This window comes from Streptomyces sp. SA15, assembly GCF_002291145.1.
In the GTDB taxonomy this organism is placed as follows: Bacteria; Actinomycetota; Actinomycetes; order Streptomycetales; family Streptomycetaceae; genus Streptomyces.
In genome coordinates this window covers 1-26,128 of sequence record NZ_NTGE01000042.1, presented here as the reverse complement: position 1 = coordinate 26,128, position 26,128 = coordinate 1, and the positions used below count along the sequence as shown (strand labels likewise).

General features: G+C 70.9%; 21 protein-coding genes and 2 pseudogenes. 16 read left to right on the top strand and 7 right to left on the bottom strand.

Translation table 11 applies throughout. The features are described from left to right. Positions 1–72: 72 nt before the first annotated feature. Together CLM62_RS07650 and CLM62_RS07645 are read left to right on the top strand one after the other, a co-directional pair. The gene (locus tag CLM62_RS07650; RefSeq protein WP_257003711.1) at positions 73–837 is read left to right on the top strand and encodes a carbonic anhydrase; all 765 of its coding nucleotides are present in this window, start codon (positions 73–75) and stop codon (positions 835–837) included. A gap of 117 nt (positions 838–954) precedes the next feature. After that, positions 955–1,737, top strand: coding sequence for a DUF899 domain-containing protein (locus tag CLM62_RS07645; protein WP_095749178.1), 783 nt, complete (start codon positions 955–957; stop codon positions 1,735–1,737). Between the two features lie 367 nt (positions 1,738–2,104). Here CLM62_RS07645 and CLM62_RS51175 read toward each other — a convergent pair whose 3' ends face one another. Next, on the bottom strand, positions 2,105–2,356 hold the full coding sequence (locus CLM62_RS51175) for a hypothetical protein (protein ID WP_257003730.1): 252 nt from the start codon (positions 2,354–2,356) through the stop codon (positions 2,105–2,107). On the opposite strand from CLM62_RS51175, the pseudogene CLM62_RS51170 reads away from it, so the two are divergent. From CLM62_RS51170 to CLM62_RS07625, 4 genes and pseudogenes are all read left to right on the top strand, one after another. Continuing rightward, positions 2,279–2,656: pseudogene (locus CLM62_RS51170) on the top strand (nuclear transport factor 2 family protein); the annotation flags it as partial. The gene CLM62_RS51175 and the pseudogene CLM62_RS51170 overlap by 78 nt on opposite strands. Then, the gene (locus tag CLM62_RS07635) at positions 2,554–3,573 is read left to right on the top strand and encodes an FGGY-family carbohydrate kinase (protein WP_306457892.1); all 1,020 of its coding nucleotides are present in this window, start codon (positions 2,554–2,556) and stop codon (positions 3,571–3,573) included. The pseudogene CLM62_RS51170 and the gene CLM62_RS07635, both read left to right, overlap by 103 nt. Then, entirely contained in the window at positions 3,570–4,193 is a 624-nt protein-coding gene (locus tag CLM62_RS07630; RefSeq protein WP_095749090.1) for a histidine phosphatase family protein, read from the top strand. Before CLM62_RS07635 ends, CLM62_RS07630 begins: the two co-directional genes overlap by 4 nt. Further along, positions 4,190–5,224 carry a 2-hydroxyacid dehydrogenase gene (locus tag CLM62_RS07625; protein ID WP_095749089.1) on the top strand — a complete coding sequence of 345 codons (1,035 nt, stop codon included), beginning with the start codon at positions 4,190–4,192 and terminating at the stop codon, positions 5,222–5,224. Before CLM62_RS07630 ends, CLM62_RS07625 begins: the two co-directional genes overlap by 4 nt. A 285-nt stretch (positions 5,225–5,509) precedes the next feature. On the opposite strand, the gene CLM62_RS07620 is transcribed toward CLM62_RS07625, so the two are convergent. The 3 genes from CLM62_RS07620 to CLM62_RS07610 all read right to left on the bottom strand — a co-directional run bounded on the left by CLM62_RS07620 (position 5,510) and on the right by CLM62_RS07610 (position 9,147). Next, positions 5,510–6,964 (bottom strand): glyceraldehyde-3-phosphate dehydrogenase, encoded by a 1,455-nt coding sequence (locus CLM62_RS07620; protein ID WP_095749088.1) that lies wholly within the window; start codon positions 6,962–6,964, stop codon positions 5,510–5,512. A gap of 128 nt (positions 6,965–7,092) precedes the next feature. Next, positions 7,093–8,745, bottom strand: a complete 1,653-nt coding sequence (locus CLM62_RS07615; RefSeq protein WP_095749087.1) for a cellulase family glycosylhydrolase — start codon at positions 8,743–8,745, stop codon at positions 7,093–7,095. Positions 8,746–8,823: 78 nt separating this feature from the next. After that, complete coding sequence (locus CLM62_RS07610) at positions 8,824–9,147, bottom strand: hypothetical protein (protein ID WP_095749086.1); 324 nt, start codon at positions 9,145–9,147, stop codon at positions 8,824–8,826. A 96-nt stretch (positions 9,148–9,243) separates the two neighbouring features. On the opposite strand from CLM62_RS07610, the gene CLM62_RS07605 reads away from it, so the two are divergent. Next, positions 9,244–9,990 carry a DUF4142 domain-containing protein gene (locus tag CLM62_RS07605; RefSeq protein ID WP_179381993.1) on the top strand — a complete coding sequence of 249 codons (747 nt, stop codon included), beginning with the start codon at positions 9,244–9,246 and terminating at the stop codon, positions 9,988–9,990. A 5-nt stretch (positions 9,991–9,995) separates the two neighbouring features. Here the strand turns inward: CLM62_RS07605 and CLM62_RS07600 are convergent, their stop codons facing one another. Further along, the gene (locus tag CLM62_RS07600) at positions 9,996–10,532 is read right to left on the bottom strand and encodes a MarR family winged helix-turn-helix transcriptional regulator (RefSeq protein WP_095749085.1); all 537 of its coding nucleotides are present in this window, start codon (positions 10,530–10,532) and stop codon (positions 9,996–9,998) included. Positions 10,533–10,629: 97 nt separating this feature from the next. Here CLM62_RS07600 and CLM62_RS07595 point away from each other — a divergent pair, with 97 nt between their 5' ends. After that, positions 10,630–11,556: a GNAT family N-acetyltransferase gene (locus CLM62_RS07595; protein ID WP_095749084.1), complete on the top strand. Its 927-nt coding sequence runs from the start codon at positions 10,630–10,632 to the stop codon at positions 11,554–11,556. A gap of 4 nt (positions 11,557–11,560) precedes the next feature. Here the strand turns inward: CLM62_RS07595 and CLM62_RS07590 are convergent, their stop codons facing one another. Then, complete coding sequence (locus tag CLM62_RS07590) at positions 11,561–13,054, bottom strand: MFS transporter (RefSeq protein ID WP_095749176.1); 1,494 nt, start codon at positions 13,052–13,054, stop codon at positions 11,561–11,563. A gap of 228 nt (positions 13,055–13,282) precedes the next feature. Here CLM62_RS07590 and CLM62_RS07585 point away from each other — a divergent pair, with 228 nt between their 5' ends. From CLM62_RS07585 to CLM62_RS07575, 3 genes are all read left to right on the top strand, one after another. Continuing rightward, positions 13,283–13,849 (top strand): hypothetical protein, encoded by a 567-nt coding sequence (locus CLM62_RS07585; protein WP_095749083.1) that lies wholly within the window; start codon positions 13,283–13,285, stop codon positions 13,847–13,849. A gap of 115 nt (positions 13,850–13,964) precedes the next feature. Then, the gene (locus CLM62_RS07580; protein WP_095749082.1) at positions 13,965–14,693 is read left to right on the top strand and encodes a class F sortase; all 729 of its coding nucleotides are present in this window, start codon (positions 13,965–13,967) and stop codon (positions 14,691–14,693) included. Positions 14,694–14,863: 170 nt separating this feature from the next. After that, positions 14,864–15,313: a hypothetical protein gene (locus tag CLM62_RS07575; protein ID WP_257003710.1), complete on the top strand. Its 450-nt coding sequence runs from the start codon at positions 14,864–14,866 to the stop codon at positions 15,311–15,313. 62 nt (positions 15,314–15,375) lie between these two features. On the opposite strand, the gene CLM62_RS07570 is transcribed toward CLM62_RS07575, so the two are convergent. Then, entirely contained in the window at positions 15,376–16,710 is a 1,335-nt protein-coding gene (locus tag CLM62_RS07570) for an endo-1,4-beta-xylanase (RefSeq protein ID WP_095749081.1), read from the bottom strand. Positions 16,711–17,018: 308 nt separating this feature from the next. On the opposite strand from CLM62_RS07570, the gene CLM62_RS07565 reads away from it, so the two are divergent. The 5 genes and pseudogenes from CLM62_RS07565 to CLM62_RS07545 form a co-directional block, all read left to right on the top strand. Then, positions 17,019–18,572, top strand: coding sequence for an acyl-CoA carboxylase subunit beta (locus CLM62_RS07565; protein ID WP_373559118.1), 1,554 nt, complete (start codon positions 17,019–17,021; stop codon positions 18,570–18,572). Positions 18,573–18,621: 49 nt separating this feature from the next. After that, on the top strand, positions 18,622–20,385 hold the full coding sequence (locus CLM62_RS07560; RefSeq protein WP_095749080.1) for a fatty acyl-AMP ligase: 1,764 nt from the start codon (positions 18,622–18,624) through the stop codon (positions 20,383–20,385). Next, the gene (locus tag CLM62_RS07555; RefSeq protein WP_095749079.1) at positions 20,382–24,389 is read left to right on the top strand and encodes a type I polyketide synthase; all 4,008 of its coding nucleotides are present in this window, start codon (positions 20,382–20,384) and stop codon (positions 24,387–24,389) included. The genes CLM62_RS07560 and CLM62_RS07555 overlap by 4 nt, the downstream gene beginning before the upstream one ends. Before the next feature lie 20 nt (positions 24,390–24,409). Then, on the top strand, positions 24,410–25,351 hold the full coding sequence (locus CLM62_RS07550; protein WP_095749078.1) for an alpha/beta hydrolase family protein: 942 nt from the start codon (positions 24,410–24,412) through the stop codon (positions 25,349–25,351). Between the two features lie 122 nt (positions 25,352–25,473). Beyond that, positions 25,474–26,128: pseudogene (locus CLM62_RS07545) on the top strand (PucR family transcriptional regulator); the annotation flags it as partial.

Below are 26,128 nucleotides of genomic sequence, written 5' to 3'. Positions count from 1 at the left end.
GAATTTTCCATGCCTGTCCATGATTCAGTAACCTGCGGGACCGGACACGGCTCCGGGCATACATTCCTCGCCGTGAACTCTGACGTCACCCCTCATAGAGCCGTCGGCCACGAGCCGACCGCACCCGCCCGTCGTGCTCTCCTGCGCGCCGGGCTGACCGGGGCCGCGGCCCTGGGTACCGGGGTCGCCCTCGGTGCGACGCCCGCCGCCGCCTCCCCCGGCGCGCCGTCCCCACACGCCGGCCGGAGGCGGCCCACCACGCCCGCGGAAGTCCTGCGGGAACTGACGGCCGGCAACCTTCGCTGGCGCACGTACCGAGAGCAGCACCCGGACGAAACACCCACGGTTCGAGAGAGCCTGACGTCGGGTCAGCATCCCTTCGCCGTCGTCCTCGGATGCGTCGACTCCCGTGTGCCGCCCGAGCTCGTCTTCGACCAGGGCCTCGGTGACCTCCTCACCGTACGCACCGCAGGCGAGGTACTGGACGAGGCCGTGCTCGGCAGCGTCGCGTACGGCGTGCTCGAACTCGGCATCCCCCTGGTCATGGTGCTCGGGCACCAGTCGTGCGGCGCGGTGCGCGCCGCCGTCGATGCCAAGGAGTCCGGCGAGCGGCTGCCCGACCACATCCAGTATCTGGCCGACCAGATCGGTCCGGCCATCGACCACACGAAGGAGGGCGACGCTCGCGTCGACGCGACGATCGACGCCAACATACGAGCCGTCCGCTCCCGGCTCGCCGCGGAGCCCGACCTGGCCGCGAAGGTGGCCGCCGGCCGGCTGGCCGTCGTCGGGGCCCGTTACGAGCTGACCAGCCAGCTCGTCCACCACATCGCCTAGCAGCTCGACCGAGGGCGCCCCTGCCGCGATGAGTTTCGGCAGGGGCGCGAGTCTGTTCTGGTGACCGTCGTAGGACGCCGTACGACGCTGCCGGCACGAGACACCACGGAGGACACCATGACGACCACGCCGAGTGACCCGACCACCGCGCTGCCCGGCCGCCCGCCGGTCGTCGACCTGGCCACCTGGCAGACCGCCCGTGACGAGCTTCTGGTCCGCGAGAAGGCCCACACCCGCGAGGGCGACGCCCTCGCCGCGGCCCGCCGCCGGCTGCCGATGGTGGAGCTCGACGGGACGGTCGAGGTCGTCGGACCCGACGGCCCGGTCCCGTTCCTGGACCTGTTCCAGGGCCGCGACGAGCTCGTGGTCTACAAGCACATGTGGTACGACGGCGCGCCCCACCAGGGGCAGTGCGAGGGCTGCACCACCACGGCCTGGCACATGAAGGACGCCGTCTACCTCAACGCCCGCGGCGTCTCGTTCGCCATCCTGACCACGGGCCGTTGGGACGAGGTGGCCTCCTACGTCGAGTTCATGGGCTACACCCAGCCCTGGTACTCGGTGCGCGACGTGGACGCGCCGGTCGGCGGAGAGATGGGTTACATCACCTGTTTCCTGCGCGACGGCGACCGCGTGTTCCTCACCTACTCCACGACGGGCCGTGGCAACGAGCCGGTCAACGGGCCCCTCGGCCTGCTCGACATGACGCCCTACGGCCGCGGCGAGGCGTGGGAGGACAACCCCAAAGGCTGGCCCGAGGGGCGCCGCCCGTGTTGGTACTGGCGCTCGGACGCGGACGGGAACGCCACCTGGGGCCCGACCAGCCGCCCCGTGCCGCAGTGGACCCGCCCCGGCGCGACCCCCGTGGAGACCCTCGGCCGGCACGGCCACCACCACTGACGCCGCCCTCGGAGACAGTGCGCTGAGCGGCGCGCGGCCCCGACGGGTCCGCGCGCCCGAGCTGTGAGCCCGCCTGATCAGGCAGTCGCCGTGTCAGGTGCGCGAGTTCGTGCGCAACGCCGGAGCTGTGACCTGCGGTTCCAGCAGACGTGCGCAACGGTTCCGGATCGGTTGTCCGAGGCAAATGCGCAACTAGTGAAGGGCGCGCACTCCGGATCGTCACGCTGCGTGAGACCGGCGTCTGGGGGTGCCAGGGCGGTCTGGTTAGTGCAGAACCCGGGCCAGGAGCGCGTGGATCCCTGCACAAGAGTTCCGAGCTTGCTCCGCGGCGAGGTGCCGACCTGTAAAGGTGGGCTCCCGAGCGTGGTTAGCGTTCAACGTGATACCGGCTTTGAGAGACAACGGCCTGGCGGAGTTTGGCGGTGAAGTCTGGTGTGCGGGCGATGCGGTCGACACCGCCGGCCTTGCTCTGGCGCAGGGCGCTCTTGAAGTTCTGTTCCAGTGTGCCCGTCATGCGGGACACGACCGCCACGTACGGCCGGACTACATCCGGCACAACCCCCTCGCTGCCGACGGCCCCGAGGCCATGAAGGCCTTCGGCGCCGGCATGCGAGAGCAGTTCCCGGACGCCACGCTCGAGGTCCGGCGGGCCCTGTCCGAGGGCGACCTGGTGCTCCTGCACTCCAGGGGCGTCCTGGTCCCCGGCACCCCCGGGATGGCCGTCTTCGACATCTTCCGCTTCCAGGACGGGCAGATCGCGGCTGAGCCGTCCGGAGATCGCAGCCTGCCGGCGAGAACCTGGATCACGGGTGCGAACTGGCGCATCAGAACGACGTCATCAACCGCAAGCTCGTCGGGCACGAGGTACCCACCGACACCAGCAATGCGCTCAAGACCGGCGCCGACGCCGCACAGGTGACATGGCCCGAGCCCGTTCTCGCCGCGTTGGAGATCCCCCGCGCGATGCTGCCCGACCTGGTACTGCCCGGCACGGTCATCGGTCAGGTCTGCGCCGCGGCCGCCGCCGAGACCGGGCTCACCGAAGGCACCGCCGTCGTCGCCGGGATGACCGACGGCTGCGCGGCACAACTGGGCTCCGGTGCGACCGCCGTAGGAAGCTGGAACTCGGTCATGGGCACCACCCTCGTACTCAAAGGCGTCACCAAAGACCTCGTCCATGATCCGCACGGGGTCGTCTACTCCCACCGATCGCCCTCTGGTCACTGGCTGCCCGGCGGAGCCTCCAGTGTCGGAGCCGGCCTGGTCGCACGCGAATTCGCGGACGCCGACCTGGACCGGCTCACCCGCGAGGCCGCGGCACTACTGCCCACCGACCTGCTGCGCTACCCACTGGTCTCCCCGGGCGAACGGTTCCCCTTCGTCGCCCCGGACGCCCGCGCGTTCGGCAGCCGCGAACCGGCCTCCCGCGCCGAGTCCTTCGCCGCACTGCTGCAGGGCGCCGCCTACGTCGAACGGCTTTGCTTCGACTACGTGGACCTGCTCGGCGCCCCGACCGACGGAGCGATCGTCCTCACCGGCGGCGCCACCCGCAACCCCCTGTGGAACCAGTTGCGCGCCGATGTACTGCAACGCCCGGTGAGCCTTCCGAGCAACGCGCAACCCGCGCTCGGCATGGCAGTGCTGGCCGCATCGAGCCGTGCCCCGCTGGACAGCGTCGCCGCCGCGATGGTGCGACTCGACCGGACCCTCGAGCCACACCGTTCAGAGAAAGACCCTCACGACGAGGGCTACTTCCGGCTGCTCGATCTGCTTGTCCAACGCGGCTGGCTCCCCGGCGTCGTCGCGACCCACGCACGAGAAAGGACGGCACATTGAGCCTCCATGTCATCTTCGTCCGACACGGGGAGACCCTGTGGCACGCCGAAAACCGGTATGCCGGCAGCACCGACATCGCGCTCACCGAGCGCGGCCACGCACAATCACGCGCGCTCGCGGACTGGGCGGAACAGGCGGACCTGACCGCGATCTTCGCCTCCCCACTCACGCGAGCACAAGAAACCGCACGCGACAGCGCGGTGAGCACCGGGCTGCCCGTGAGCGTGGACGAACGGCTGCGCGAACTCGACTTCGGTATCGCCGAGGGCCTCACGCGCGCGGAGATGCAACAGCGGTTTCCCGACCACCTTTCAGCCTTCCAGACCGACCCGGTGACGAACCACTTCCCCAAGGGAGAGAACCCCCTGGCCGCCGGCGACCGCTATCTGGAGTTCCTCACCGACCTCCAGGCCGATCACCGCGAAGGCCGCGTCCTCGTCGTGGGCCACTCCACCGCGATCCGGCTCGCGCTCTGCCGCATACTCGGCCTGCCTCTGCGCCAGTACCGCCGGACCTTCCCCTTCTTGGCCAACTGCGCCCTGAACGAACTCGTCCTGAGCAACGGCGTGCCGTCGTTGCTGACACTGAACCGCCCCGTGACACCAGGAGCACTCAAGTGACCACCATCCTCGCCGCCGGTGACCACTTCGTCCTCAACTCCCTGCTCACCGACAGGCTCCAGCCGGCCGCACCCGGCGCGACCTTCCGCGAACTCACCCTGCCCTGGCCGGTCGAGCCCTTCGGGGAGGTAGCCGAGGTACGGGAGGCATCGGGCACCGAGGACCAGCTCATCGAGGCCCTCAGCGGAGTCGACATCTGCGTCACCCAGATGGCACCGCTCACCGAACGGATCCTCAAAGCCAGCCCCGATCTGCGCCTGTTCTGCGTCAGCCGCGGCGGCCCCGTCAACGCCAACCTCGAAGCAGCCACCCGGCACGGCGTCGCGGTCTCCTTCGCCCCCGGGCGCAACGCCACCGCCACCGCCGAGCACACGGTCGCCCTGATGATGGCCGCGGCCCGACGCGTCCCCGCCACCCACGCGGACCTCGCCGCAGGCACCTGGCGAGGTGACTACTACATGTTCGACAAGGTCGGGCCAGAGCTCGAGGGCAGCACCGTCGGCATCGTGGGATACGGCGCCATCGGGTCCCGGGTCGCCCGGATCCTGCGCGGATTCGGCGCACACGTGCTCGTCGCCGACCCCTTTGTCAGCCCGGACGACGTGGCACCGGCCGAGGTCACCGACCTGGCGGACCTCATGCGGCGCTCCACGTTCGTCACCGTCCATGCCCGCGCGACTCCGCAGACCGAGGGCTTGATCTCCCGGCAGCTGATCGACCTGATGCCTGCGGGCGGCGTGCTGGTCAACTGTGCCCGCGGATCCCTTGTCGACTACGACGCCGTGTGCGACGCCCTGGACGCCGGAAAGCTCTTCGGCGCCGCCTTCGACGTCTTCCCCCGTGAGCCGATCCCCGCCAACTCACGCCTGCTGACGACCCCCAACATCGTCATGACGCCCCATTTGGCCGGCGCCAGCAAACAGACCGCCTTCAACGCCGCCTCCATCGTGGCCTCGGAAGTAGCAAGATTCCTGCAAGGCCAGCCACTCGCGCACTGCGCGAATCCAGACGCTCTCGCCCGACTTCACTGAGCTGCCTGGAAGCCGAGGCTGACAGCGAAGTGCTGAAGTCCTCGGCGGTGAGCGCTGAACGACGCGGTAGGGGCGCTGTGCCCCCGGCGAGCCAGGGTCGAACTCTGAGTCGCCATGCCTCGACGGTATGGAGCTTCAGCATCGCGACGCACCTAAAGATCACAAAGGATCGACAAGAGGTAGTTACGGAGCGGAGTCAGTGCGCACCAAGTTCCGGAATTGTGCATCTAGTTGCGCATCTCGTACCTGCATTTGCGCACTGATCCGCGGATCCTGCAGCCGCGATCAGACCACCGGCGCCGGATACGTCGGGTACTCCACCCCAGAGACGTACTGGACGACGCGGATGACCTGGCAGGAGTAGCCGAACTCGTTGTCGTACCAGAGGTAGAGGATCGCGTTGTCGCCCTCCACCTTGGTGGCGCCCGCGTCGATGATCGAGGCGTGGCGCGAGCCGATGAAGTCGCTCGAGACCGCGTCGGGGGCGGTGGTGAAGTCGATCTGGCGCTTGAGCGGCGAGGTCAGGGACACCTCGCGGAGGTGGTCGAGGACCTCCTCGCGGGTGGTCTCCCGGGCGAGCCGCAGGTTGAGGATCGCGATCGAGACGTCCGGCACAGGGACGCGGATCGAGCTGCCGCTGATCGGCGCCTTGAGGTCGGGCAGCGCCTTGGCGACGGCGGAGGCGGCACCCGTCTCGGTGATGACCATGTTGAGCGGCGCGGAACGGCCCCGGCGGTCGGCCTTGTGGTAGTTGTCCAGCAGGTTCTGGTCGTTGGTGAACGAGTGGACGGTCTCCACGTGGCCGCGCAGCACGCCGTACTCGTCGGCCATCGCCTTCAGCGGCGGGACGATCGCGTTGGTGGTGCAGGACGCGCAGGACAGGATCTGCTCGCCGGGCTTGATGGTGTCGTGGTTGACGCCGTGCACGATGTTGGGGACGTCGCCCTTGCCCGGCGCGGTCAGGACGACCTTGTCGATGCCGGGGCGCAAGTGGTTCGACAGGCCCTCGCGGTCGCGCCACTTGCCGGTGTTGTCGATGAGGATGGCGTCCTTGATGCCGTACGCCGTGTAGTCCACCGACGTCGGGTCGTCGGCGTAGATCACCTTGATCTCGTTGCCGTTGGCGATGATCTTGCTGTTCGCCTCGTCGACGGTGATCGTGCCCTGGAACTGGCCGTGGATGGAGTCCCGGCGCAGCAGCGAGGCGCGCTTCACGAGATCATCGGCGGCCCGGCCGCCGCCGCCACGGACCACGATGGCACGCAGCCGCAGGCCGTTGCCGGAGCCGGACTTCTCTATCAGCAGGCGGGCGACGAGGCGGCCGATGCGGCCGAAGCCGTAGAGGACGACGTCACGCGGCTCGCGGCGGTCGATCTTGTTCGCGCCCGTGGCACCGGCGACGGCCTCGGCGGTGAACTCCGGCACCGGCAGACCGCGGTCGTCGGTGCGGTACGTCGCGGCGAGCATGCCGATGTCGATCTGCGACGGGCCGAGGTCGAGCGTGGTGAGGGCCTGCAGGAACGGCAGGGTCTCGGTGACCGAGAGTTCCTCTCCGGCGATCTGCCGGGCGAACCGGTGGGTCTTGAGGATGCTCACCACCGACTTGTTCACCAGGGACCGGCTGTGCAGCAGCACGGTGACGTCCCGCTCCCGGTGCAGCCTCCCGATGATCGGGATCATCGACTCCGCGATCTCCTCGCGGTTCTTCCAGTTGGTGAACGAGTCCTCGTTGACAGTCACAGTTCTTCACTTTCGAGCTAGGTGGCGCTCATATGCTAATGCCTCGCTGTTTTGATCACGCAGGAGGTGTCCCGGGAGGGACCGAGGCCCCGCCCTCGCTCCTGGAGGGCGGGGCCGGTCGGGCCGGGTCAGGTGGTGGTGCAGGCAGCGCCGTTGAGAGTGAAGGTGGTCGGGGCCGTGTTCGTGGCGCCCTTGCCGGCGATGAAGCCGACGGTGACCGAGCCTCCTGCGGGGATCGTGGTGGTGTAGGAGGCGGGGGTGACGTTCACTGTGCCGGCGTTCTGGGTGTGGGTTCCGCCCCACATGTTGGTGATGGTCTGGCCATTGGCGAAGGTGAAGGCGAGCGTCCAGCCGTTGAGGGCGGTGGTGCCGGTGTTGCGGAGGGTGATCTCGCCCTGGAAGCCGCCCGGCCACTCGTTGGTGGCTCGGTAGCCGACGGAGCAGGTCCCGCTCGGGGCACTGCCGGTGCTGACGTTCACCGTGGCCGAGCGGGGCGAGCGGTTGCCGGCCGCGTCGCGGGCGTAGACGGCGAAGGTGTACGCCGTGTCGGCGGCGAGGCCGGTCACGGTGACGGAGTTGGTGGTGGACGCCGCGACCTTGGTCTCGGTGCCCCCGCTCACGCGGACGACGTCGTAGCCGGTGACGCCGACGTTGTCGGTGGCGGCGGTCCAGCCGAGGGTGGCGGAAGTGGCCGTCACCGCGGAAACTGTCGGGGTGCCGGGAGCGGTCGGGGCCTGGGTGTCGCCGGGGTTGCCGCCGCCGTAGACGGTGGCTTCCTTGGAGGTCTGGGCGATGCCGTTGGCGCCGTTGAAGATGCGCTGGCCCCAGGAGCTGAGCCGGCCCGGGTCGAAGCCGATCGACAGGTCCAGGATCGGGTCGGTGTTGCCGCTCCAGGACCAGGCGAGGTAGCCGAGCTTGAGCTGCTCGGCGGCGGCCATCATGGTGTCCTCGTCCGGGTCGCCCCACTGGTCGGGGGGCCCGCCGAACTCACCGATGAGGAGGGGCAGTTTGGCGTCGACGAAGGCCTTCAGGTAGTCGTTGATCTCCTGGGCGGTGTCGAAGACGCTGTACATGTGGATCGAGAAGATCAGGTTGCCGGTGGGGTCGGCGTCGTAGACGGACTGGGCGTTGGCGCGCATGACGCCTTGCCAGTCCTGGCCCCAGTTGGGCGCGTCCACCATGATCGTGTGCTCGAATCCGGCGTTGCGCAGCTTCTTGACGGCGGCGATCGTGGGGTCGGTCCAGCCGGCGGGGTTGGTGTTGCCCCAGGGTTCGTTGCCGATGTTGACGATGACGTAGTTCTCTTCGCCGGTGAGCACGTCCTTCAGGCCGATCCAGTAATCGGCCGCCTGGTCGAGCGTGGCGGCCGCCGCCTCCTCGCCGTAGCCGGTGGTGTCGTGCACCTCCAGTACGCAGATGAGGCGGTTGGCCTTGCAGTCGTCGACGACTCCTGCCACGTCTTCGGCGCTGTTCTTGGTCCACCGGTGACCGTTGGAGAGCACCACGCGGACGGTGTTGGCGCCCAGCGCCTTGATGTCGGCCAGCGACTGTGTCTCGCCCGGGTACCAGGTGTGGGCGTGGTTGACGCCGCGCATCACGAAGTCGTTGCCGTTGCCTTCGACGAGGCGGCCGTTGTCGATGTGGAGGCCGGTGGCGAGGGCGCCGGGCGACTGGGCGTGGGCCATGGCCGGGGAGAGAACGCCGAGGACGGCGAGCCCGAGCAGGGTCGCCAGTCCGGCCAGCAGGTGGGATAAGGGGCTCTTTCTTCTCGTTCTTCTCACTGCGACTCCAGGGAGTGAGCGCCAAGAAACTCAGGCATCAGAAGTGAAGCGTGGGAGCGCTCCCATAAAGCCACCACGTCAAGTACACGTCAAGACATCGCGCACGCTCCGTCGGACGGCACCCTCCCGTTCCTCGCGCGTGAACAGCCCCTCGGACAGCCAGCTGTCGGCGAGGACGGGCACCGCCCGCACGAAACGGCCAATCAGGTGGCGCTTGTCGCCGAACTCGCCCTCACCGAGGGCGACTTGGTCCAGCGCGAAGGGACGTACCGACCAGGTCGGCGGGGCGGGCACCGAGTGCGCGGCGGCCTGGACAGGCGCCGCGGTCGGGGCCGTACCGCTGGGGGCGGCGTGCGCCGGCGTGACCGCGTGCGCGCACCACTGGCCCCATGTGACACACAACACAGAGCAGCGTGCAAAATTTACCCAGCGCAATGATGGATCAGGCCGCTCCATCCGTACTTCCTGCCGTAAGAACCGCTCACGTCAGGAGGTCCGATGCCCATCTCCCGCAACAAGCTGGGGAGCGTCTTCGTGTTCGGTGCGCTGGGTTTGACCCTCACGGCCCTCGCCTACCCTGCCATGCTCGGGGTGGAGAACACGACCAGCGGCCAGGAACGCATCATCGCCAACACCCGTTACGGGCCGCTCACCGAGGCGGACCGTGACTTCGTGGTGAAGGTGCGTGCGGCCGGGCTGTGGGAGTACCCGCTGGGCGAGATGGTGATGGAGCGCGGAACGACCGACGCCATGAAGGAGGCGGGCAAGCACCTGATCGTCGGGCACGCCGGGCTCGACGAGTTGTGCCGCAAGATCTCGACCGAGCTCGGCGTCACGATCCCCAATCAGGCGAGCCCGCAGCAGCAGCAGTTCGTGGCGACCGTCGACGGCAGCACCGGCAAGGAGTTCGACTCCACCGCGGTCACCATCATGCGGGTGACCCACGGTCAGATCTTCCCGACGGTCGCCAAGATCCGCGCCAACACCCGGAACACCATGGTGCGTCAGCTGGCCGATCTGGCCAACGACACGGTGCTGGACCACATCACCGTGTTGGAGAAGACCGGCCTGGTCAATCACGAGAACGTCAACTTCCAGCAGACCAACCCGCCGAAGCTGCCCAAGGCCGAGCTCACACCGCCTCCGCCGCAGCCGGGATCGCCGATGCTCGTCCTCAAGCCGCGCCCCGACCTGAACATCAACACCGCGGCCCCGACACCGGCGCCCTCACCGTCGGCCGGCTGATCCTGTCAGGCGTCGCGGGCGACCGCGGCGCCCACCGTCCAGCCCAGGGGGTGTGTTTCGGAGTCGTCCAGCGCCGGGGCGAGGGGCTCTCCCCCGGCTTCGTTGAAGGCGGTGAGCGCCTCGATGAGCACGGCCCGCTGCCCCGGTGCGAGGCGCTCGACGATCGCGGCGAGTTCGGCGCGCCGCCGGGCGGTGACGTTCTCGACGGCGCGCCGCCCCTCGTCGGTGAGCTGCAGGAGCGTCTCCCGGCGGTTGTCGGGGTTGGTGTGCCGGTCGGCGAGTCCTGCCGCGATCAGCCAGTCGACCATGCGCATCGCGGTGGACGGGGCGACCTGGAGCAGATCGGCGAGTGCGACCAGCTTGGTGGCTCCCCGGGTGGACAGCACCACCAGCATCCGGAACTGCGGCAGCGTCACCCGCTCCTCCACCTCGGCCAGCGACCGTGCGGAAACGGCCACCAGCAGCCGCGAGGCGGTCAGGACCGCGCGGGTGACCGCATCGACGTCGTCCATGGCCCCCGCGGGGATCTCGCGCTCCGGCATGGGTCCTTTCTACCGTGCCCAAGTCGCCGCTCCCTCAGCCGGTGAGAGCGGATTAAACTCATTGCGGTAGCCGGCCTTCCCCCCGATCCTGGCGCCCATGCCCTATCTCGTCCGCCCTGCCGGACTCGCCGACGCAACCGCCATTACCGATCTGCTCAACGAGGTCGACCGGATCGAGATCGGCCGGGCCGAGACCGACCTGCACACCATCGAGGCCGATCTGAAGCATCCCGACATCGATCTCGGACGCGACTCCTGGCTGGCCTTCGACGGGGAGCTGCTGGTGGCCTACGGGCTGCTGTGGGACGAGTCGCAAGGTGAACGCATCGACGTCGACCACTATGTGCTGCCCGACCACCAGCCGGCCGGGGAGCACCTGCTGGAGGCGATGGAGGCCAGGGCGCTCCAGAAGGCGCGGGACAACGGCGCCGAGAGGGCCGTGGTGCATCTGCACCTCAACGTGGCACCCACGCTCGACACCGAGCTGATCCGCGCGCGGGGCTGGTCCGTCGTACGGCGCTACCACGTGCTGCGGCGGGACCTTCGGGCCGCGGAGAACCTGCCGCCCGAGGCGCCGGCTGGTGTGCGGGTGCGGTCGTGCACCGCCGAGGCGGACCGGAAACGTGTCCACGAGTTGTACCAGGCCTGCTTCGCCGAGCACTTCGACTTCCAGCCGCGCTTCTACCACCAGTGGCTGCACGACATCGACGCGGACGGGCTCGACTGGTCCCTGGTGTGGATCGTCGCTGCCGACGACCTCGGGGATGCCGGCTTCCTGCTCTCCCGCGACGACCGCGAGGCCATGGGATGGATCCGCAGCATCGGCGTACTGCGCGAGGCCCGTGGCCGGGGGCTCGGCGGGTTCCTGCTGCGGCAGGCCTTCGCGGCCTTCGCCGCCCGGGGGCGGGACACCGTGGGGCTCGGCGTGGACACCTCCAACGCGACCGGGGCTCCCGAGCTGTACGCGCGGGCCGGCATGAGCGTCCACTACGCCGTGGACACCTGGGAAGTGGTCCTGACGTGAGCGGTCAACGGACGCCGGAGTGGTGCCGCGCGACGCGGTACAGGTCCGTGGACGTGGTGATCAGCTCCCGCTGCTCCTCCTCCGAGCCGACCATCGGCTGCGAGCCGTTGAGCGGTACCTGCGCGTTCTCCGGCAGGAACTTCACCGTCACCAGGCCGATGGCACCGGCCGCCATCAGGTAGAAGGCGGGCATCAAGTCGTTGCCGGTGACGTGCACCAGCGCCTCGGTGACCAGCGGTGTGGTGCCGCCGAACGCGGCGACGGCGAAGTTGAAGCCGATGCCCATGGCCGCGTAGCGGACGGCGGTCGGGAACAGGGCGGGCAGGGTGGCGGCGCTCGGGGCGGCGAAGCAGGCCAGCAGGGTGGACAGGATCAGCACTCCGGCGATCGGTGCCCAGGTTCCCTCCATCTTGATCAATTGGAAGGACGGAACGGCGAGGGCGATCATCGCGGCGGCCGCGACGCCGTACACCGGTCGCCGGCCGACCCGGTCGCTGAGCCGCCCGATGAAGGTGATCAGCAGCACGATCCACACCATGCCGATCAGCACCAGGACGTCGGCGGAGCTGCTGGAGCGGCCCAGCGTCTCCGTCTGGTACGTCGGCAGGAAGCCGGTGACCATGTAGTTGGGAACGTTGTACAGCAGCACCAGGCCCATGCAGATGAGCAGCGGTCGCCAGTGGTCCTTGAGGATGGTCCTGAACTCGGTGCCCGCCGACTCCTGGGCGAGGCTCTTCTCGTGCTCGTCCAGCTGCTGCTGGAAGGCGGGAGACTCCTCCAGCCTGAGCCGCATGTACAGACCGATGACGCCGAGCGGGCCGGCGATCAGGAAGGGGACGCGCCAGCCCCACGAGAGCATCTCGGCGTCGGTGAGCATCAGGTTCAGCAGGGTGACCAGCGCGGAGCCTAGGGCGTAACCGGTGAAGGTCCCGAAGTCGAGCCAGCTGGAGAGGTAGCCCCGGCGGCGGTCCGGGGAGTACTCGGCGACGAAGGTCGTGGCGCCGCCGTACTCACCGCCGGTGGAGAAGCCCTGGACCAAACGGGCGACCAGCAGCAGGATCGGGGCGGCGACGCCGAGGGTGCCGTAGCCGGGGATCAGTCCGATGGCGAAGGTGCCGATCGCCATCATGATCATGGTGGTGGCCAGAACCTTCTGCCTGCCGAGGCGGTCCCCGAGGTGCCCGAAGACCATGCCGCCGAGCGGGCGGACGACGAAGGCCGCGGCGAAGGTCGCGAAGGAGGAGATGACCTGGGCCGCCGGTGACGCGCCGGGGAAGAAGACCTTCCCGATGGTGGCGGCGAGATAGCTGTAGACGCCGAAGTCGAACCATTCCATGCAGTTGCCGAGCGCGGAGGCACCCACCGCGCGCTTGAGCAGGGGCCGCTCGACGACCTGCACGTCCTCCTTGCGGAAGGCACGCTTGTTCTTGCGCAGCCTCCGGGTCAGCTCCTCACGGACTTGTTGTGGCATGTTTGCGACGGATTTCGGAGCGTTCATCCTGAAGCGGCTGCCCGAGTTCGCGCGCCCCACACAGGACGCGCTCCGCCGCTGACCATGGCGAGCAGATGTTCGGATCCGGTCAGGGCGGCGGGAGGCGGCGGGTCCCCCGAGTGAGCGCCTTGAGTGGTGAGATCACCACGGCTGGTTGACGGTGGATCACGTCGAGGTCGGGTCTCCTCAGCTGACAAAGCGCCAGCTGCCCGGCCGAGGCGGAAGGAATGTCACATGCGCCCTACCCGCATGCTCCTGGCCGCAGCGGCGGCTTCCGCCGTCCTCGCGATCACCACACCCGGCGCATATGCCGACGACGGTGAGCGGGACCACGAGAAATCTTCCTACAGCAAAGAGCACGACAAGGACAGCAGGCACGACACGCCGCGGGGCGGCATGCACACCGGTGGCGGCGCACTGACCGCGGTCAACGACGACGAGGAGTGGGGTGGCTCGAAGGACCCCAAGCACGACTCGGACACCTACCAGGACGGCCGGCACGACTCGGACGGCTTCAAGGACTCCGAGGGCGGTTCCGACCGCTCCAAGGGCCACGAGTACGGCTCGGACGGCTTCAAGGACTCCGAGCACGGGTCCGACCACTTCAAGGGCTCCAAGGAGGACACACACGACTCCGACTCCTACGGCGGCGACCACCACAAGCCCCGCGGCGGAGTGCACACCGGAGGCGGCGCGCTCGACACGCCGACCATGACCGGGGCCGGGCTGGCGGTGCTGGCGGTCGCCGGCACCGGTCTGTACGCGGTGCGCCGCAACAAGTCCGCCGGAACCGCGGCCTGAGCGGTGCCGGACGCGATAGCGGCCGGGGCCGCCACTCCTGTGCCGTGTGGCGGCCCGGCCGGCCTTCCGCGTGCCCCGTCCCCTGTGCTGCCGTGACCGAGAGAGGTGGTGTCCGATGGCAGCTGGCCCTTCCTCCCCCACCGACTCCCCCACCGCCGACGACCCGGCGCCGACCGGCCGGGGATCCCGTACGGGGGTGACGGTGCTGTGCGCCGTGGCCGCCCTGTTCCTGGCCGTGACCCTGTTCGGCGGACATGACCCGTCCTCCGGCACGCCGTCCGCCGCACTCTCCGCCGCGCCGTCCACCGCGGCTTCCGACGCCTCCCGTCCGCCGCGTACGACACAGGCCGGCCCGTCGGCCTCGGCTGCCGGGCGCTCTTCGGGACAGCATCTGCCGCGGGCGAAGCCCCTTCGTCTGATCATCCCGAAGATCTCGGTCAACGCCCCCTTCACGCCCCTCGCCATCGGCCGGACGGGGCAGCTCGAAGCCCCGCCGGCCGACGACGTCAACCTCGTCGGCTGGCATGCCGAGGGGGCCTCCCCCGGCGAGAGGGGCACGGCGATCATCGCCGGGCACGTCGACACCGCGACGTCCCCGGCCGTCTTCGCCGAGCTCGGTGAACTCGAGGAGGGGGACACCTTCCGCGTCACGAGGGCGGACCGGCGCACGGCGAGATTCGTGGTCGACAGCGTGGAGACGTTCGACAAGAAGCACTTTCCCGACCGGCGCGTCTACGCCGACACTCCGCGGGCCCAGGTCCGGCTCATCACCTGTGCCGGTGACTACGACCACTCGGCCAAGGACTACACGGAGAACCTGGTGGTCTTCGCCCACCTCGTCTGAACGGCGGCTGTGCACGGGGCTCTTGTTGAGCGACTCACCCTGACATTTGTCAGGCACCGATCGGCGGCCAGGTCTCCTAGTGTCGCGATGCGGGCAGTGCCGGTGCAGCCGGCCGCCATCGCTCGATCACCGCATCGCCGACAAGGGAAACCACAAGGGAAAGAGGGCTCATGAGCCGCCGATCGCTGACAACGTTGCTGGCCGCGGGGGGCGCCGCCGCCGTGATGGCGCTCACCCCGGTCTCCGCTCAGGCCGCACCGCACTCGGGCGGCAACTACGGGGCTTACGGAATGGAGGGGCAGTACCCCACCATCTCCAGCTGCGCGGGCACCTTCGGGCAGGTGGGCCCCACGCGGTACGCCGAGGGCATGGCCCTGAAGTACTTCTACTCCAGCAAGTGCGGGTCCTTCGCCCGGATCGAGAACTCCCGGCCCAACTGCGCGGCCGTTCTGGAACGGTCGGACTCCGGTGCGCAGCGCCCCGACGGATGGGTCTCCGAGACCGTCGACTCGGGCGTCAGCTACGCCTACACGATGATCGGCAACAACCTCAGCGGCCGTGTCTCGCGCGCCCTGCTCGCGTGCGACGGCCATGAGCTGGTGGCGACGGGCTGGCACTGACGTGTCACACCGTACGGCCTGGCGAGGCGGCCGCCCCGCCAGGCCGTACGGCGCTGCGGCTGTCAGGATGCCGTGCAGGAGCCGAGCACCGGGGCCGCGTTGTTGCCGTTCTTCATGACCGTGAAGCCGAAGCTGGTCGACGCCCCGGCCGCCAGGCTGCCGTTGCCGTTCGGCTTCATCGTCATGACGTTGCCGCTGCTGTCCCAGGTGGGAGTGCCGTTCCAGGTGGCGGAGATCTTCTGCGGGGACGTCACCGTGACCGTCGTCGTCCAGTCGCCGATCGCCGAGCCGCCCGCGGTGACGGTCACCTTGCCGTTGAAGCGGTCGCTCCACTCCTCCTGCTTGCTGTAGGAGACGGTGCAGGCGGCCGTACCGCCGCCACCGCCCGGGCTGCTGCCGCCGAGTGCCGTGAGTACGGCGGTGTAGGCGGGCTTCTTGTTGTAGTTGCCGTCGAACAGCAGCGGTGTTCCGCTCGCGCGCCAGGAGTACTTGTCGGTGACGCCCCAGACGGTGATGCCGGTGCAGCGCGAGACCGCCAGGCAGGCCTTCACGACGTTGCTGTAGCTGCCCGCCTGGGCCGTGCCTGAGCCCTCGATGTCCAGCTCGGTGATCTGCACGTCGACGCCGAGGTCGGCGAAGCGCTGCAGGTTGGCCTGGTAGTCGCCCGGCACCGGGGAGGCGCTGTTGAAGTGGGACTGGAAGCCGACGCAGTCGATCGGTACGCCGCGTGCCTTGAAGTCCCTGACCATGTTGTAGACGGCATTGCTCTTCGCGTTGACGCCGTCGGTGTTGTAGTCGTTGTAGCAGAGCTTGGCGGCCGGGTCGGCGGCGCGTGCGGTGCGGAACGCCTCCTCGATGAAGCCGTTGCCCAGCTTGTCCTGGAACGGGGAGCTGCGCCGGGCGCCGCTGCTGCCGTCCTGGAAGGCCTCGTTGACGACGTCCCAGGAGTGGATCTTCCCCTTGTAGTGCTGCATGACCTTGGTGATGTGGTTGTTCATCGCCGTTCTGAGGTCGGCGGTGCCCAGCGTGCCGACCCAGCTGGGCAGCTGGGAGTGCCAGACCAGGGTGTGCCCGCGCACCTTCATGCCCTTGCTCTGCGCATGGCTGACGATCTGGTCGGCGGCGCCGAAGGTGAAGGAGTTGCGGGTGCGCTCCACGGCGTCCCACTTCATCTCGTTCTCGGGCGTCGCCGAGTTGAACTCGGTGTCGAGCGTGGAGACGTACGGGGCCTCGCCCAAGTGGTTCGCGGCGACGGCGGTGCCGAAGTAACGGCCCTTGCCGGCCGCGGCGGATCCCAGGGTGCTCGCGGCGTCGGCCGTTCCCGACAGGGCGATGACACCGGATGCGGCGAGTAACCCGGCCATGCCGAGGGCGCCGATGGACGTGCGGGTGACCATGTCGTCCCCTTCCTGTAGTGATTGTCGAGGTCATGACAGGTCGAAACTTTCGGACTCTTCCTCGAAGAGTGCGGAAGACGTTACGACCGGCCTTTCGCACCGTCAACGCTCAGCGCACAGGTCGCTTCCAGTTGATTCGAGTGGGCGAGCGGCAACGACATTCGCTCATGACGTCGAAACTTTCGACCGCCACTCGCTTGTCACACTCGGACGAACCCTCGCCCGGCAGCACTCACCTCAGGCAAACGCCACACCGATCCACCCGGTCCTCTACCCGGTCGCTGCCATATTCGAAGGCGACTTCGGAGGTGGCTGTGACGACAGAGGTGACCAGCAGCACCGACCGCACCGGCGACCGCATCGCCGATCTGGAACGCCGTCGGGCGTTGGCGGTGGCTCCGGGCGGGCCGAGAAGACGGGGTGAGTTCGGTGCCCGCGAGCAAATCGAACGGCTGGTGGACGCCGGGTCCTTCACCGAGACGGGCCAGTTCGTCCGGGCCCGGCACGCCGGCGACGGGGCCCGCCGCCCCTACGGCGACGGAGTGGTCACCGGGCACGCCACGGTCGACGGCCGCCCGGTCTGCGTGTTCGCCCAGGACTCCACCGTCTTCGGCGGGAGCATGGGCGAGGCCTTCGGTGAGAAGACCGTCGCCCTGATGGACCTGGCCCTGAAGACCGGCTGCCCGGTCATCGGGCTCAACGACTCCGGCGGCGCCCGCATCCAGGAGGGCGTCGCCTCGCTCGCCCTCTACGCCGAGTTGGTCCGCCGCAATGTGCAGGCGTCCGGGGTGATCCCGCAGATATCGGTGGTCCTGGGTCCGTGTGCGGGCGGGGCCGCGTACTCGCCGGCGATCACCGACTTCACCGTGATGGTGGACGGCGCCTCGCACATGTTCGTCACCGGGCCCGACGTCATCGAGACGGTCACCGGCGAGCGCACCACCGCCGAGGACCTGGGCGGCGCGCGCACCAGCAACTCCGTCAACGGCAACGCCCACTTCCTCGCCACCGACGAGGAGGACGCCCTCGACACCGTACGGGACCTGCTGTCGTATCTGCCCCCCAACAACCTCGAGCGGCCTCCGGAGTACGCGCCCGGGGCCGTGCCTTCCGGCGAGCCGCTGGACGAGGTCGTGCCCGACCGGCTGGGACAGGCCTACGACATGCGCGACATCCTGCGGGCGGTCGTCGACGACGGAGAGCTCCTCGAAGTACAGGAGTTGTTCGCGCCGAACATCGTCTGCGCCCTCGCCCGGGTGGAGGGCCGCTCGGTCGCAGTCGTCGCCAACCAGCCGCTGCACGCCGCCGGCGTCCTCGACATCGACGCCTCGGAGAAGGCCGCGCGGTTCGTACGGTTCTGCGACGCGTTCGGCATCCCGCTGCTGACCTTCGCCGACGTCCCGGGCTATCTCTCCGGCGTCCGCCAGGAGCGCGGCGGCATCATCCGGCGCGGCGCGAAACTGCTGTACGCCTACGCCGAGGCGACCGTGCCCAAGGTGACGGTGGTGGTGCGCAAGGCGTACGGCGGCGGGTACGCGGTGATGGGCTCCAAGCACCTGGGCGCCGACGTCAACCTCGCCTGGCCCACCGCCCGTATCGCCGTCATGGGCGCCGAGGGCGCGGTGGGCGTCCTGCACCGGCGCGAGCTCGCCGCGTCCGCCGATCCCGAGGCGCTGCGCGCCCGCCTAGTCGCCGCGTACGAGGACACCCACGGCAAGCCCTACCTCGCCGCCGAACGCGGATACGTCGACGCCGTCATCGCGCCGCGTGAGACCCGCGCCGAGGTCTGCCGTGCCCTGCGCGCGCTGCACGGCAAACGCGCGCCGATGCCGCAGCGGCGCCACGGCAACATCCCGCTCTGATCCCTTGCTCATCTGCCCGTCTGCCCTCGACGTGAGGAGCCACCCCCTGATGGACAGCCGCCGCCCCCCGCTCGCGCCCGCGTTCCGAACCCTGCCGGAGTACGTGCGGCACTGGGCCGACACCACCCCCGACCGCCGGGCGTTCACCTTCGTCGACCACCCCGCCCCGCACTCGCGCGGCGTCCACCGCACCCTGAGCTGGCGGCGCCTGGACCTGCGCGTACGGGCGCTGACCGCCCGGCTCACCGAGGAGGCCGAGCCCGGTGCGCGGGTGGCACTGCTGTGTCCGCAGGGCACGGAGTACATCGCCGGGTTCCTGGCGGCGCTGGCGGCCGGTCAGGTCGCCGTACCGCTGTATCCGCCGAATCTGCCCGGCCATGCCGACCGGCTCGCGGGCGTGCTGGCCGACGCGACGCCCGCGGTCGTCGTGACCACGAGCCGTCTCCTGGAGGAGGTACGGGACTTCTGCGCCCCCGCGCCGGTACGCGTCGTCGCGGTGGACCAGGTGCCCGACTCCGCCGCCGGGGAGCTGCAGCCGGTCGCGGCCGACGAGGGGGCGGTCGCCTACTTGCAGTACACCTCCGGCTCCACCCGGGCCCCGGCGGGCGTGGAGATCACGCACGGCAACGTCGTCGCCAACGCCCGGCAGGCGCTGACCGCCTACGGTGCCGACGCCCACCCCGTGACCTGCGTCGGCTGGCTGCCGCTCTACCACGACATGGGGCTCGTGCTGAGCGTCGCCGCTCCCGTCGTACGAGGGCTGCCGTCGGTGCTGATGGACCCGGCCGCGTTCCTGCACCAGCCCGTGCGCTGGCTGCGGTTGCTCGCGGCGCATCCGCGCGCGGTGAGTGCCGCACCCAACTTCGCCTACGACTACTGCGCCTCCGCCGTCACCGCCGAGCAGAAGGCGGAGCTGCGGCTGGACGGGGTGGCCGCGCTGATCAACGGCAGTGAGCCGGTCCGCCCCGGTACCGTCGACCGCTTCCACGCCGTCTTCGCCGACCGGCGGCTCGCTCCCGAGACGCATTGCCCGTCGTACGGGCTCGCCGAGGCCACCGTCTTCGTCAGTGCCGCCCGGCCGGGTGAGCCGTTACGCCGGTTCGCGCTCGACCGTGACGCCCTCGCCGCCGGAAAGGCGCTGCCCACCCGCCCCGACGACCCCAGGGCCGTGCTGCTCGCCGGCTGCGGCACGCCGGCGGGCCAACGGCTGCGCATCACCGACCCGGTGACGCGGGCCGTCCTGTCGGAGGGGGAGGTCGGTGAGATCTGGGTGCAGGGCCCCAACGTCGGGCGCGGCTACCGGAATCGGGACGGGGACACACGTCACGTCTTCGGCGCCGAGCTCGCCGACGCCGCGGCCGGGCCGGGCCGGTGGCTGCGCACGGGCGACCTGGGGACCGTGCTGGAGGGGCAGTTGGTCGTCACCGGGCGGCTGAAGGACCTGATCGTCGTCGACGGGCGCAACCACTATCCGCAGGACGTCGAGGCCACGGCCCAGGACGCGCACCCGGCCGTGCGCCGCGACCGGCTCGCCGCCTTCGCCGTACCGGGCACGGCGGGCGAGCGGGTGGTGGTCGTGGCCGAGCACGCGCGGTCCATGAACCTGGCCGAGATCGACGTGCCGGAGCTGGTGCGCGCGGTGCGCGGGGCCGTCTCCGCCCGGCACGGGCTGCGGCCGGCCGATGTCGTGCTCGTGCCGCCGGGGACCGTGCCGCGTACCTCCAGTGGCAAGGTGTCACGGGCGTTGACGCGTGAGCGCTACCTCGAGGGCGCCTACGCGCGGCCCGGCGAGTGGTCGAGGGTCGCGGGATGAAGGCCGCCGACGAGGCCGCGCTGCGTCGCCTGATCGTCGAGCGGGTGGCCGCCTGGAACGACATGGCGCCCGAGTCCGTGCCGATGGACCGGCCGCTCGCCGACATCGGCATGTCCTCGCGGGACGCGGTCGCCCTGGCCGGGGAGCTCTCGCACGCCCTCGGCCGCGAACTGCCGTCGACCCTGCTGTGGGAGACGCCCACCGGGGACGCGCTGGTGGCGCGTCTGTGCGGCCGGGCGGAGGAGATCGCCTCTCCCACGGCGAACGCCCCGGCATCGCCCGGCGAGCCCGTCGCGGTCATCGCAGTCGGCTGCCGGCTGCCCGGCGGGGTGCACGGACCGGCCGACTACTGGCGGCTGTTGAGCGAGGGCGTCGACGCGATCCGGCGGGTTCCCGAGGACCGGTGGAGAGACTTCGCCGCGTTCCCGCCGGCGGGCCTGCCCTCGTACGGCGGTTACCTCGACGACGTCGCCGGGTTCGACGCGGACTTCTTCCACATCACCCCGCGCGAGGCCGCGGTGATGGACCCTCAGCAGCGGATGCTCCTGGAGGTCGTCCACGAGGCACTCGACCACGCCGCCGTGCCGGCCGCGTCCCTGGCCGGCACCAACACCGGTGTCTTCGTGGGGATCTCGGCCCCGGAGTACGGGCAGCTCACCGGGGCCGATCCGGCCGCCGTCGATCCGTGGGCGCCTGCGGGTGCGGCGCTCAGTGTCGCCGCCGGGCGTCTGGCGTACGTCCTGGACACCCATGGGCCGAGCATGGCCGTCGACACCGCCTGTTCCTCCTCGCTGGTCGCCGTGCACCACGCCTGCGTCAGTCTGCGCACGGGCGAGAGCGACGCGGCGATCGCCGCCGGGGTCAACCTGCTGCTCTCCCCCACCGTCACCGCGGCGTTCGAGCGGGCGGGGGCGCTCGCGCCGGACGGGCGATGCAAGCCGTTCTCGGCGGCGGCCGACGGCATCGGCCGCGGCGAGGGGTGCGCGGCCGTGCTGCTGAAGCGGCTGTCCGACGCCGAGCGGGACGGCGACCAAGTGCTGGCGGTCATCCGCGCCACCGCCGTCAACTCCGACGGCCGCTCGAGCGGCCTGATGGCACCCAACCCGGCCGCCCAGCAGGCCGTGTTGCGGACCGCCTGCACGCGGGCCGGGCTCGCTCCGGCGTCCGTCGACTACGTGGAGGCGCACGGCACCGGCACCCCGCTCGGCGACCCGATCGAGGCGGGCGCGCTCGATGCCGTGCTCGGGACGGGCCGCGACCCCGACCAGCCGCTGCTGCTCGGCTCCGTCAAGGGCAACCTCGGCCATCTGGAGTCCGCCGCGGGCATCGCCGGCCTGGTGAAGACGGTGCTCGCCCTCCACCACGACCGCATCCCGGCCTCCCTGCACTGCGCCGACGGCAGCTCGCTGGGTGACGCACCGCTGCGGGTGGTGACCGAGCCGGAGCCGTGGCCCCGCTACGGCGGTACGGCCGTCGCCGGGGTATCCGGCTTCGGGTTCGGCGGCACCAACGCCCACGCGGTACTGGAGGAATGGCGGCCCGCGACGCTCTCGCCCCCTGCCGCCGAGGAGCCCGCCGCCCGACTGCACCTGCTCTGCGACCGCGACGCCGAACGCCTTCGCGACACCGCGGCCCGGCTCGCCGACTGGCTCCGAACCCCAGAGGGGAGCGCCGCCAGCCTCGCCGACGTGGCGCGCACGCTCGCCGGGCGCACCGGCCGGGGACCCGTGCGCGCCGCCATCACGGCCCGCGACCGGGACGAACTCGCCGACGGCTTGGTGGCGTTGGCGGATCGGCGCCCGCACGCGCGGGTCGTCACGGGCGATCGCGACGTGGTGGGGCGTGGTCCGGTATGGGTCTTCTCCGGGTACGGCAGCCAGTGGACCGGCATGGGTCGGCGGCTGCTGGCCGAGGAGCCGGTGTTCGCCGCCGCCGTGGAGAAGCTGGACCCGCAGCTGGCCGCCGAGTGCGGCCTGTCCCTGTACGACCATCTGGCCTCCGGTGACCACCTCGACCGTCTGGAGGTCGCCCAACCGGTCCTGTTCGGGCTCCAGTTGGCGCTCGCCGAGCTGTGGCGTACCCATGGTGTGGAGCCCGCGGCCGTGATCGGTCATTCCATGGGCGAGGTGGCCGCCGCCGTGTGCGCGGGCGCGCTGGACGTGGCCGACGCGGCCCGGGTCGTCGCCGTACGGGCACGGCTGCTGAGCGGGCTGAGCGGTGGCGCCATGGCCGTCGTCGACGTGGAGGACGCCGAACTGGACGCCCTGCCACGGGACTTCCCCGGGGTGCACGTCGCCGTTCACTCCTCGCCCCGGCAGAAGGTCGTCACCGGTGAGGAGGCCGCGGTGAACCGGCTGGTACGACGGCTGACGGAACAGGGCCGGCCCGCGCGGGCCATGCGGGTGGTGGGCGCCGGGCACTCGCCGCAGGTCGACGCGCTGCTGCCGGAACTGACCGAGGCGCTGTCCGGCATACGGGGTCGGCCGCCGCAGGTTCCCGTCTACTCCACCGTCCTGGACGATCCGCGCGGCGACTGCGTGTTCGACGCCGCCCACTGGGCCGCCAACCTGCGGCGGCCCGTGCGTCTGGACCGGGCGATCGCCGCGGCCGCGTCCGACGGGCACTCCGCCTTCGTCGAGATCTCGCCCCACCCGGTCCTGACGCGGGCCGTCGCCGACACCGTCCCCGACGCGCTCGCCCTCGGCACGCTGGGCCGCGACGCGGACGGAGCCGCCGCGTTCGTCCAACGGCTGGGCACGCTGTACGCCGCGGGCGGGCGCCTGCCGCTCCCGTCCGGCCGGGTCATCGACCTGCCCGGGCCGCGCTGGCGGCACCTGAGGCACTGGTGGACGGACGGCCGTGCGGCCACCGCGACCCGTGACAGATGGACCGGGCCGGCGGATCGGACGGACCCGGCGGACCTGACGGACCTGACGGCGGATGCCACCTCCGTCCTGGCCCGCCTGAGCCACCACATCAGCAGCGTCACCGGCCATCCGCCGACCCGCGTCACCGCCGACACCGCGCCGGCCGACCTCGGCCTGGACTCGCTGATGGCCGTCCGCGTCCGTACGGCCCTGGAGCGCGAGTTCGGGATCGAGTTGCCCCTGCGTGACCTGCTCGGCGCGGCCACCGTCGCCGACGCGGCCACCCGCATCCAACGGGCGGTCAGCGCGAAGACCTCGGACGAGGACTCGCCGCTGCGGACGCTGCGCGCCACCGGCTCCCGGCCTCCGCTCTTCCTCGCCCACGCAGCCGGCGGATCGTCCGACGTCTACCGGGCGCTGGCGGAGCGTCTGGGGGACGACCGGCCGGTGTACGGACTGGAGCGCGTGGAAGAGGCGCGGACCGTGCCGGAAAAGGCCCGCCGCTACGCCGAGGCCGTCGCCGCCGTCCACCCCGACGGGCCCTGTCTGCTGGGCGGTTGGTCCTTCGGCGGCTTCGTCGCCCAGGAGACCGCGCGGCAACTGACGGCCGCCGGGCGGGACGTGGAGCTGGTCGTGCTCATCGACTCCGTGCGGCCCCTCCCGCAGCCCGGCCGTACTCCGGCCGACAGGATCCGTGCCCACTTCGCGGGCTTCGCCCGGCACGTCGCCGACACGTACGGCGCCCGGCTGGAGCTGCCGTACGACGACCTGGTGGCGATGGAGGACGACGGCGACCGTATCGACGCCGTGCTGCGGGCCCTGCGCGAGGTCGCCGACGTTCCGCCCGCCGCGCTGGAGCACCAGCGCGCCTCCTACCTGGACATGCGGATCGGCGAAGCCCACCGGCCCGGTGACTACGGCGGCAGGGTGGTGCTGTTCCGGGCGACCGAACCCGCGCCGCACACCGTGCGCGACCCGGCGTACGAGCGGGACGACGAGGCGCTCGGCTGGGACGAGGTGTGCCCGCGCCTGGAGGTCGTGCCGGTGCCCGGGCACCATCTGTCGCTCCTCGACCCGCCGCACGTCGACGAGATCGCCGTACATCTGCGGCGAGCGCTCACCGAGCAGGCCCGCTGAACCGAGACCGAGGAGCCGCCATGCCCCACCGCAGCACCGATCTCCCCCGGCGCACCGTCGCCAAGGCCGCGGCCGTCGCCGGTCTGGCCGTCCTGTTCGGCGCCGGGGCCGCCACCGGCCGGGCCGGGGCCGCGACCCGGCTCGGGCCGCGCACCGTGGACGTGTCCGTGTCCTCCACCGCGTTGGGCCGCGGCGCGCCGGTGCGGCTGATCCTGCCGTCGGGTTTCGACACGCAGCCGGGGCGGACCTATCCCGTGCTGTACCTGTTGCACGGCGCCCACGACGACTACACGTCGTGGACCCGGGAGACGGACATCGAGGCCTTCACCGAGGGCCGCGATCTGATCGTGGCGATGCCGGACGCGGGCCCCACCGGCATACCGACCGCCTGGCGCGACGGATCCGACTACGAGACCTTCCAGTTGGAGGAGGTCCCGGCGTTGCTCCGCCGCGACTACCGGGCCTCCGGGGTGCGGGCCGTCGCCGGTGTCTCGACCGGTGGCTACGGGGCCATGGCGCACGCGGCCCGGCACCCCGGCGCGTTCACCGCCGCCGCCTCCTACAGCGGCATCCTCGACACCACCGCACCCGGCGTCCCGGCCGTCATGGATGCCATCGTGGCCCGCGAGAACCTGTCGCCCGCCTCCCTCTGGGGTCATCCGATCCTCAACCTGCTGACGTGGCGCGACTTCAACCCGCGCGCCCGCGCCGCAGGGCTGCGCGGCACCGCCCTGTATGTGTCCAACGGCAGCGGACTGGGGAGCGGCGGTGATCCGCTGCCCGGCGTCCTGGAGAGCGTCCTGTGGCCCTCCGCCCAGGGCTTCGCCGGCGCGCTGCGGCGCCTCGGCGTCCCCGTCACCACGCACTTCTACCAGGGAGGAGGACACGACTGGGCGTACTGGAAGCCGGAGTTCGCGGCATCGTGGCCGATGCTCGCCCGTGCGCTGGGGCTGCCCGAGTGATGTCGGAGCCGTCGGGGCACGGAACGGAGCGCGGGGGCCGTCCGTCCAACACAGGACGCCCCACGAGCCCCACGGGAAACAGCCCGCGGGTGAGCCGCTTCCGGCTGAAAGGAGTGTCCGCGATGGCTGTGCCCACCCCGCACGGCGTGCCGGCCGACCCCGGAGCCGTACCGTTACCGCCCGATCTCGCCGAACTGCTGTACGCCCAGCTCGAGACCGTCGCCGACGAGGTGGAGCAGGAGGTCCGCCGGCAGGTGCCGGAGTACGCCCGGCCGGCCGACGGGACCTACGGCAGGAACCTCAGAGCCGGCGTCGTGCAGGCGCTGACCCTGTTCGTCGACCACATCGCCGACCCCCGCGGCCGGGGTGAGGCGATCTTCGCGACGTACTACGAACTCGGGCGCGGCGAGGCGCTGGAGGGCCGCGGTCTGGACGCGTTGCAGTCCGCGCTGCGCATCGGCGGGCTGCACGCCTGGCGGCTGATGGGCCGTACGGCGGAGGAACTCGGGCTGGACTCGGCGGTGGTGGCCGCGCTGGGCGAGCTCGCGTTCCGGACGGTGCACGAGGTGGCGGAGGCCGCGGCGGCCGGGTACGCGGAGGCCCGGCTGCGCAGCACGGACGAGTTGGAGCGGCGGCGCAGGCGGCTGCTCGACCTGTTGCTGGGTGAGGGTCCGGTGTCCGCAGAGGCGGTGCACGACCTGGCGCACGGGGCGCGCTGGTCGGTGCCGCGGCAGGTCGCCGTCGTCGCGCTCGCGGCCGGCCCGGACCAGCGCGAGG

Excerpts from the sequence above, each read along its gene's own strand:
- CLM62_RS07645 (WP_095749178.1), top strand. The coding sequence starts at position 955 with ATGACGACCACGCCGAGTGACCCGACCACCGCGCTGCCCGGCCGCCCG.
- CLM62_RS07605 (WP_179381993.1), top strand. The coding sequence starts at position 9,244 with ATGCCCATCTCCCGCAACAAGCTGGGGAGCGTCTTCGTGTTCGGTGCG.
- CLM62_RS07600 (WP_095749085.1), bottom strand. The coding sequence starts at position 10,532 with ATGCCGGAGCGCGAGATCCCCGCGGGGGCCATGGACGACGTCGATGCG.
- CLM62_RS07595 (WP_095749084.1), top strand. The coding sequence starts at position 10,630 with ATGCCCTATCTCGTCCGCCCTGCCGGACTCGCCGACGCAACCGCCATT.
- CLM62_RS07590 (WP_095749176.1), bottom strand. The coding sequence starts at position 13,054 with ATGAACGCTCCGAAATCCGTCGCAAACATGCCACAACAAGTCCGTGAG.
- CLM62_RS07585 (WP_095749083.1), top strand. The coding sequence starts at position 13,283 with ATGCGCCCTACCCGCATGCTCCTGGCCGCAGCGGCGGCTTCCGCCGTC.
- CLM62_RS07580 (WP_095749082.1), top strand. The coding sequence starts at position 13,965 with ATGGCAGCTGGCCCTTCCTCCCCCACCGACTCCCCCACCGCCGACGAC.
- CLM62_RS07575 (WP_257003710.1), top strand. The coding sequence starts at position 14,864 with ATGAGCCGCCGATCGCTGACAACGTTGCTGGCCGCGGGGGGCGCCGCC.
- CLM62_RS07570 (WP_095749081.1), bottom strand. The coding sequence starts at position 16,710 with ATGGTCACCCGCACGTCCATCGGCGCCCTCGGCATGGCCGGGTTACTC.
- CLM62_RS07560 (WP_095749080.1), top strand. The coding sequence starts at position 18,622 with ATGGACAGCCGCCGCCCCCCGCTCGCGCCCGCGTTCCGAACCCTGCCG.
- CLM62_RS07555 (WP_095749079.1), top strand. The coding sequence starts at position 20,382 with ATGAAGGCCGCCGACGAGGCCGCGCTGCGTCGCCTGATCGTCGAGCGG.
- CLM62_RS07550 (WP_095749078.1), top strand. The coding sequence starts at position 24,410 with ATGCCCCACCGCAGCACCGATCTCCCCCGGCGCACCGTCGCCAAGGCC.